The following is a 6,917-nucleotide window of genomic DNA, read 5'->3' as shown; positions in this document are numbered from 1 at the left end:
TCAAGATGGAACTCGGTCAAATGTGGGAGCGGGCTTGCTCGCGAAGAGGTCATCAATAACAACGATGTCTACAGTGAATAAAAAAGGCCCGCATTGCGCGGGCCTTTTTGTTTGTCAGGGTAGGGCGGCGAAGTTAGCCCGCGACCAACACCCGAATCGCTTCCAGTCGCAGCGCCGCCTTGTCGAGCATCGCCAGGCCTTGCTCGCGCTGTTGGCGCAGGGCAACCAGTTCGCTGTCGCGCACGGTCGGGTTGACCGCTTGCAACGCGGTCAGGCGCGCCAGTTCTTCGTCGGTATCCGCCGCCAGGCGACGTTGAGCCTCGGCCACACGCTCGGCGTGACGCGGGGCAATCTTCTCCTCACCGGCGTTGATCCGCGGCGTCAGCTGGTCGCGCTGGGCCTGCACGAACTTGTTGGCGCTGGCCCGCGGCACGCTTTCCAGCTGGTCATTCAAGGTCAGGAACGACACGCGGCCCGACAGGTCATTGCCATTGGCATCCAGCAGGCAACGCAGTGCCGCCGGTGGCAGGTAACGGCCCAACTGCAGCGAACGCGGAGCAACCACTTCGCTGACGTAGAGCAGTTCCAGCAACACGGTGCCCGGCTTGAGCGCCTTGTTCTTGATCAGCGCCACGGCGGTGTTGCCCATGGAACCGGACAGCACCAGGTCCATGCCGCCCTGCACCATCGGGTGTTCCCAGGTGATGAACTGCATGTCTTCGCGGGACAGCGCCTGGTTGCGGTCGTAGGTGATGGTCACACCTTCGTCGTCGCCCAGGGGGAAGCTGGCGTCGAGCATTTTTTCGCTGGGCTTGAGAATCAGTGCGTTTTCCGAATGGTCTTCGCTGTCGATGCCAAAGGCGTCGAACAGGGTTTCCATGTAGATCGGCAGGGTGAACTGGTCGTCTTGCTCAAGGATCGCTTCCACCAGCGCATCACCTTCACCGGCACCGCCGGAGTTGAGCTCCAGCAAACGGTCACGGCCGGTGTGCAGTTCGGCTTCGAGGCGCTCGCGCTCGGCACGGGCTTCGTCGATCAGCCCTTGCCACTCGCCGTCGTCGGCGTTTTCCAGCAGCGGCAGCAGGCGCGGGCCGAACTGGTGCTGCAAGGCGTTGCCGGTCGGGCAGGTGTTGAGGAACGCGTTCAGCGCCTCGTGGTACCACTGGAACAGGCGCTCTTGCGGGCTGGTTTCCAGGTACGGCACGTGCAGTTCGATTACATGTTTCTGGCCGATCCGGTCCAGACGGCCGATCCGCTGTTCCAGCAAGTCCGGGTGGGACGGCAGGTCGAACAGCACCAGGTGGTGGGAGAACTGGAAGTTGCGGCCTTCACTGCCGATTTCCGAGCAGATCAGCACCTGGGCGCCGAATTCTTCGTCCGCAAAGTAGGCGGCAGCGCGGTCGCGCTCGAGGATGTTCATGCCCTCGTGGAACACCGTGGCCGGGATGCCGGAGCGCACGCGCAGGGCGTCTTCCAGGTCCATGGCGGTTTCGGCGTGGGCGCAGATCACCAGGACTTTGGTGCGCTTGAGCATTTTCAGCTGATCGATCAGCCACTCGACGCGCGGGTCGAAACGCCACCAGCGTTGTTCTTCATCGACGTCCGGCTGCGACTGGAAGCTGACTTCCGGGTACAGCTCGGCGTGCTCGCCCAGGGGCAGCTCGAGGTATTCGTCCGGGCACGGCAGCGGGTAGGCGTGCAGCTTGCGCTCCGGGAAACCTTGCACCGCGGCGCGGGTGTTGCGGAACAGCACGCGGCCGGTGCCGTGGCGGTCCAGCAGTTCGCGGACCAGGCGGGCACTGGCTTCGGCGTCGCCATCGTTGACGGCGGTCAGCAGCGCTTCGCCTTCGTCGCCGAGGAAGCCCTGGATGGTCTTGTGGGCGGCGGGCGAGAGACGGCCCTTGTCCAGCAGTTCCTGGACGGCTTCGGCCACCGGGCGATAGTTTTCGCTCTCGGCGCGAAAGGCGTGCAGGTCGTGGAAACGGTTCGGGTCCAGCAGGCGCAGGCGCGCGAAGTGGCTGTCCTGGCCCAGTTGCTCAGGGGTTGCGGTGAGCAGCAGCACGCCCGGAATCACTTCGGCCAGTTGTTCCACCAGCGAGTACTCGGGGCTGGCTTTTTCTTCGTGCCAGACCAGGTGGTGCGCTTCGTCGACCACCAGCAGGTCCCAGCCGGCCGCGAACAGCGCGTCCTGGGCCTTCTCGTCGTCCACCAGCCATTCCAGGGCCACCAGCGCGAGCTGGGTGTCTTCGAACGGGTTGGTGGCATCGCTTTCGATAAAGCGCTCTTCATCGAACAGTGCGACCTGCAGGTTAAAGCGGCGGCGCATTTCCACCAGCCACTGGTGCTGGAGGTTTTCCGGCACCAGGATCAACACGCGGTTGGCGCGACCCGACAGCAACTGGCGATGGATCACCAGGCCGGCTTCGATGGTCTTGCCCAGGCCCACTTCGTCCGCCAGCAGAACCCGCGGCGCGATACGGTCGGCAACTTCACGGGCGATGTGCAGTTGGTGCGCGATCGGTTGCGCACGTACGCCGCCCAGGCCCCAGAGCGAGGACTGCAACTGGCGGCTGGTGTGTTCCAGGGTGTGGTAGCGCAGGGAGAACCAGGGCAGCGGGTCGATCTGGCCGGCGAACAGACGGTCGCTGGCCAGGCGGAACTGGATGAAGTTCGAGAGCTGGGTTTCCGGCAGGGTGACCTGCTCGTTTTGCCCATTGAGGCCGTGGTAGACCAGCAGGCCGTCGACGTCGTCGACTTCTTGCACGGTCATTTTCCAGCCTTCGAAATGGGTGATGGTGTCACCCGGCGAAAACCTCACGCGAGTGAGGGGCGCATTCCGTAGCGCATACTGGCGAGTGTCGCCAGTGGCCGGATAGAGCACGGTTAACAAGCGGCCGTCCTGTGCCAGAACGGTGCCTAACCCCAGCTCTGCTTCGCTGTCACTAATCCAGCGTTGCCCCGGTTGATACTGCTGCGCCATGCTGCCTGACTCCCGCCGTGAAAAAGCCGACTATTCTAACGGAACACGGCTTCCAGACCAAAAGGAATAGGTGCAGCTTCGAGCTTTAAGCTACAAGCGGCAAGAAAAAGGGCGGTATCTTCGTCGGATAGATGACGATTGGTTCACAAGTTGGCGGCTTGACGCTCAAGTCGTCACCCACGCAGCCGACAGTCTGCTGAACAGGAGACTAATAATATGCTGCCACCCATGCTGCCCTTGAGTGTTGTGCCGGTCACGTCGCAGCTTGACCCGGTGCGCCAGAAGCCGGATATCCCGCCCGTGGCGCCGGTTCAGCCAGGCTCCAACGAAAGTACCATCGACCTGCAAAAGCGCGATCCCGAGGAAGCGGCTTTGCTGCTGCGCGAGGAGCAGCGTCGCCAGCAGGAACAGCAAAAGCGTCGCCGCGAAGCCGATGAAGACTCGCAGGAGCACCTGGCTGTTCCCGGTGACGAACTCAACGCCGACAACACCGTGCCGGTGGTGCCGTTGATTGAAGACGCACCACGGCAAGGCTTGTGGGTGGACGTCGAGGTTTAATCCCGCAGTTCGCGCAGGGCGGCGATCAGTTGCTCGATGTCTTGCGCCGTATTGAGGTAGCTCACGGAGATTCGCGCCACGCTGTCCAGCTCGCGGGCCTGCATGTCCAGTGGAGTGTAGGGCACGCCATTGGCACCGATGTTGATCCGCTTGAGGCCCAGGCGGCGCTTGAGCTCGAAGGCGTCCCAGCCGGCCAGGTTGAACGCGATCAGGCCGGACTGGTTTGCGCTGGTTCCCAGGTCATGCAAGGTAATCCCGTCGATTCGGCGCAATTGTTCACGGATTGTGTCGCTTAACAGCCGGACCGTCTCGCGGACCCGCTCGACCCCCAATCGATTGACCTCCAGCAACGCATTGCCCAGGCCTGCCAGCAAGGCGAACGACACTTCGCTGGTTTCAAAGCGCCTGGCGTCGTTGCGCAAGTCAAATCCCGCAGGGCTCCAGGGCGCCGAAAACACATCGCGTTGGGCCGGGTTCAAGCGCTCGAGAAAATCCGGCCGCACATAGAGCAGGGCGGTCCCCCGTGGGCCGCGCAGATGCTTGCGCCCGGCGCCCTTGAGCACATCGCAGTGCAGCGCTTGCACATCCACCGGCACCTGGCCGATGGCTTGCCCGGCGTCGATGAAATAGGCAATGCCATGACGCCTGGCCAACGCGCCGATGGCCTCGGCCGGGTTGATCAAGCCGCTGTTGGCGGGGAGCCAGGTCAGGTCGATCAACCGCACCCGGGCGTCGAGCATGGCTTCCAGGCCGGCGACGGATACCGCGCCGGTTTCATCGCAGGGGATCACTTCTACTTGTGCACCCGATTGCACGGCCGTCTGCATGCTCGCCAGGTTGCCGCCCCATTCGTGGCGGCCCACCAGAATGCGGTCGCCTGGCTGCCACGGGCCCAACGCCTGGAACGCCATGCTCCAGGCGGTCGAGCCACTGCTGGCGAAGGCAATCGATGACACGGGTGCATTGAGCAGTTGCGCGGCGGCGCGACGGGCTTTTTCTGTCAGCAGTGCGCCATGTTCGCCGGCCTCCATCGGGCCGTCGCGGGCTTCGCGCTGCAACTGGTCAATGATTGCATCAAGCGTCCCTTGGCTGGGCAGGGAGGCCCCGGCGTGGTTGAAGTGGACGATGCCGGACTGGCAGCCCGGCGTTTCGTCCCGCAGCTCCCGGACCTCGGTCAGGGACAGCGCAGTCACGGCTGCAACTCGAAAATCGCGTCGATCTCCACGGCTACGCCGCCCGGCAAGCTGGCGACGCCCACGGCCGTACGGGCATGCCGGCCTTTGTCGCCGAGGGCGTTGACCAGCAAGTTCGAAGCGCCATTGGCGACTGCACCCTGGCGCTGGAAATCACCGCTGCTGGCGATAAATACGCCCAACCGAATGATGCGCACCAGCCGCGACAGGTCATCGCCAAGGGCATCGCTTAATTGTGCCAGCAGGCCCAACGCCGCGAGTTCGGCGGCCTTGGCGCCTTCGTCTTCGCTGATGGATTCGCCGAGTCTTCCGATGTAAGTCGGTTTGCCGTCCAGCAGCGGGATTTGGCCGGAGATGAACAGCTGGTTCTGGCTGATCACGTAATTGACGTAGTTGGCAATCGGCTGGCTGGGTGTCGGCAGGCTCAGGCCGAGGGCTTGTACGCGTTGTGAGATGGAGTGGCTCATGGTGAATCCTCTTGGAAAGAGTCTTCAGCATGGGCGGGGCGATTTTCGCCGACAAACGGATAGATTTAACTCGACGTATCGAAATAACTCATGCGTCGGCACAGATTTCCCGCAGCCATTCACTGAAACAAGCGGCCGCCGTGCTGGTTTCGCCATGCGGGGCAATCAGCCAGTAACCGATCTCGCTTTGATAGGGCGGCCAGTCGAAGGCCTCCACCAATGTGCCTTCCTTGAGCCTGCGTTCGATCAGGCGGTGGCGGCCCATGGCGATGCCCTGGCCGGCGACGGCGGCTTCGACCACGATGTTGTAGTCGTGCAGCAGCGCCTTGGGGTAGTGCTCCACATCCACCTGATAATGCCGGGACCAGTCGGTCCACTCGAAAGGGCGGTGCGAGGTGGCCATCAGCAGCGGGCCATTGGCCAGTTGGCTGGCCTTGAACGCAGGGCTGCAGACGGGTGACAGTGTTTCGCTCATCAGGCGCGTGGCCTGCACGTCGGTCCAGTCGCCCTTGCCGTAGCGAATCGCCAGGTCGACCTCGGCGGCGGCGACATCTGCCAGCTGAATCGCCGGCACCAACTCCACCTGGATGTGTGGGTAGCGGCTGAGAAACCCCGCCAGGCGCGGTGCCAGCCACAAGGTGGCGAACGAGGCGAGCAGGCCGACGCGCAGTACGCTGGTGGCGGGCGGTGTTTGCTGCTGGCGGGTGGCGGCGGCGATGGTGTCGAGGGCGGGGCGGATCTGGTCGTAGTAGTGTTGGCCGTCTTCGGTCAGATCGATGGCGCGGGTGCGTCGGATAAACAGCGGTTTGCCCAGGTGCTGTTCGAGTTTCTGCACTTGATGGCTGAGGGCGCTTTGGGTCACTGACAGCTCGGCGGCGGCCTTGATAAAACTCAAATGCCGGGCCACGGCCTCAAAGGCGCGCAGGGCCAGGAGTGGGGGAAGGTCCTTGTGCAGTGCCACGTCGAACGCTCTGTGTGAGGGGGTGGGATGGGGGGATTTTGCGGGCAAATGCGCGGGATGACATCGATTTTGTTTACGCGGGATTGGCGCAGGACGCATTATTGGGGCATCCAAGCCATTACGTAAGCCAAGCCATGAGTGACGATGACAAGCTGATTGACCTGAATGCCGAACGGGCCAAACGTGTTCATGATCTGAATGACAAGCGACTGAATGAAGTGCGCCAGGCGTTTGAACAGGCGATGCCGTTGGGGAAGCCCAAGAAAAAGCCGAAAAGCAAACCGAAAAAGCGTTGATATAGCCTGCATCGTTTGATGCAGGTCAGTTATTTCCCTTCTTTACGCTCCGTCGCGGGCGACATTGATCCTCGTCAATTTCTTCTTTCGTCTTCTTGGTTAACTTAGCCCTATCGCAACAGGGCAAGTGCAGGAGGCCGGTCATGTTTTTCGATAATGTGGTGTTTGCCGGAGTGCTAACGGTTGGCCTCATGGTGATGTTCTTTGTAGGGTTTGGAATTTTTATCTGGAAAGACGCTAATAAGCGTAAGAGGCCTTAGGTCTTTTCGGATACATGAGCACGCAAGGCATTTTGGGCGACTTCGGTCGCCTTTTTTTTGTTTTGGATTTTTTGATTTGGATTTTTTGATTTGTGTACATATCCGTTGCTGCGGTAACGGCTACTTATGGTTTCGCTCTTACAGCGAGTCACTTTTTTACAAACGCCTAAAAAAGTAACCAAAAAACGCTTTGCCCCACCAC

At 61.8% G+C, this 6,917-nt stretch carries 8 protein-coding genes; 3 read left to right on the top strand and 5 right to left on the bottom strand.

From position 1 onward, the window contains the following. Positions 1-133: 133 nt before the first annotated feature. Positions 134-2,980, bottom strand: a complete 2,847-nt coding sequence (rapA, locus tag ACW9I6_RS29375; RefSeq protein ID WP_003210909.1) for an RNA polymerase-associated protein RapA — start codon at positions 2,978-2,980, stop codon at positions 134-136. Positions 2,981-3,196: 216 nt separating this feature from the next. Here rapA and ACW9I6_RS29370 point away from each other — a divergent pair, with 216 nt between their 5' ends. Next, positions 3,197-3,538 (top strand): hypothetical protein, encoded by a 342-nt coding sequence (locus ACW9I6_RS29370; RefSeq protein ID WP_008430424.1) that lies wholly within the window; start codon positions 3,197-3,199, stop codon positions 3,536-3,538. Here the strand turns inward: ACW9I6_RS29370 and ACW9I6_RS29365 are convergent. From ACW9I6_RS29365 to ACW9I6_RS29355, 3 genes are all read right to left on the bottom strand, one after another. Next, positions 3,535-4,731 carry an aminotransferase class V-fold PLP-dependent enzyme gene (locus ACW9I6_RS29365; RefSeq protein ID WP_371132488.1) on the bottom strand — a complete coding sequence of 399 codons (1,197 nt, stop codon included), beginning with the start codon at positions 4,729-4,731 and terminating at the stop codon, positions 3,535-3,537. The genes ACW9I6_RS29370 and ACW9I6_RS29365 overlap by 4 nt on opposite strands. Further along, positions 4,728-5,198 carry a RidA family protein gene (locus ACW9I6_RS29360; protein ID WP_003210913.1) on the bottom strand — a complete coding sequence of 157 codons (471 nt, stop codon included), beginning with the start codon at positions 5,196-5,198 and terminating at the stop codon, positions 4,728-4,730. The genes ACW9I6_RS29365 and ACW9I6_RS29360 overlap by 4 nt, the downstream gene beginning before the upstream one ends. Before the next feature lie 88 nt (positions 5,199-5,286). After that, entirely contained in the window at positions 5,287-6,159 is an 873-nt protein-coding gene (locus ACW9I6_RS29355; protein WP_102368259.1) for a LysR substrate-binding domain-containing protein, read from the bottom strand. Here ACW9I6_RS29355 and ACW9I6_RS29350 point away from each other — a divergent pair. Together ACW9I6_RS29350 and ccoM are read left to right on the top strand one after the other, a co-directional pair. Beyond that, positions 6,153-6,455 carry a hypothetical protein gene (locus ACW9I6_RS29350; protein WP_143495551.1) on the top strand — a complete coding sequence of 101 codons (303 nt, stop codon included), beginning with the start codon at positions 6,153-6,155 and terminating at the stop codon, positions 6,453-6,455. The two genes, ACW9I6_RS29355 and ACW9I6_RS29350, sit on opposite strands and share 7 nt — an antisense overlap. Positions 6,456-6,598: 143 nt before the next feature. Continuing rightward, a complete protein-coding gene (ccoM, locus tag ACW9I6_RS29345; protein WP_003210916.1) occupies positions 6,599-6,715 on the top strand; it encodes a cytochrome c oxidase subunit CcoM in 117 nt (38 codons plus the stop codon). Here the strand turns inward: ccoM and ACW9I6_RS29340 are convergent. Beyond that, a partial coding sequence (locus ACW9I6_RS29340) for a hypothetical protein (protein ID WP_457340126.1) occupies positions 6,712-6,917 on the bottom strand: 206 nt, incomplete at its 5' end. The genes ccoM and ACW9I6_RS29340 overlap by 4 nt on opposite strands.

This window comes from Pseudomonas sp. SDO5522_S412 (assembly GCF_054071215.1).
This window is presented reverse-complemented; position numbering and strand designations above follow the sequence as displayed.